Source organism: Lyngbya aestuarii BL J (assembly GCF_000478195.2).
Lineage (GTDB): Bacteria > Cyanobacteriota > Cyanobacteriia > Cyanobacteriales > Microcoleaceae > Capilliphycus > Capilliphycus aestuarii.
Window position 1 is genome coordinate 1 of the sequence record NZ_AUZM01000311.1, and the last position, 689, is coordinate 689.

2 protein-coding genes are annotated in these 689 nt (G+C 36.1%); both read right to left on the minus strand.

Annotation, left to right across the window (positions count from 1 at the left end; translation table 11 throughout):
• Positions 1-164: TerD family protein (locus M595_RS28275; protein WP_023069967.1), on the minus strand; the 164-nt coding region annotated here is incomplete at its 3' end.
• Between the two features lie 143 nt (positions 165-307).
• The coding region (locus M595_RS28280; RefSeq protein ID WP_023069966.1) for a TerD family protein at positions 308-689 on the minus strand (382 nt) is incomplete at its 5' end.

A 689-nucleotide genomic window follows, 5' to 3' on the forward strand; every position in this document is an offset into this window, starting at 1 on the left:
AGGGCATATCCATCTAAATCAAAATCGACGGTTTTTCCGAGAAATCCTTCAATTAATCCTTTAGGTTTTGCCACATCCCAACCTAATCCCATTGTTAACTTCGATAAATCATATTCACTTTTATCGAGAACAATACTTTGTCCTTTTTTGAGGTTAATCGTCATTTTTTTTTTAGTATTATGTTGACCAATAAAGACTAATTAATCAGGAGAAAACTTCTTTTTTATTGACAAGTTACTCACTTTTTATTCTCGTTAGACTTCTCCTGATCTCGATCCAAATGTTCCTGAAAATCTCTCAACTGAGATCACACATACTTGTCTACAAAGCTTTGTAAACCTGTGTTATAACCTTGTCCCACGGCTTGAAATCGCCATTCTCCATCTTTTTTATAGAGTCGGCTAAATTCAACTGATGTTTCTCTCGAAAAATCCTCCTCTAGATCATAGCGAGTCACTTCTGTATCTGTTTCTCGATCATAAATCCGAATAAAAGAATTACGAATCTGTCCGAAATTTTGGCGGCGCTGATCAGCTTCGTGAATTGTCACTACAAAAATTAATTCTTGAATGGTAGGATTAATTTGAGTTAAATCAATTTCAATGGTTTCATCATCTCCACTTCCTTCCCCAGTACGACTATCTCCTAAATGTTTAACAGCCCGATCTGGAGACAGAGATCGGAAGAGC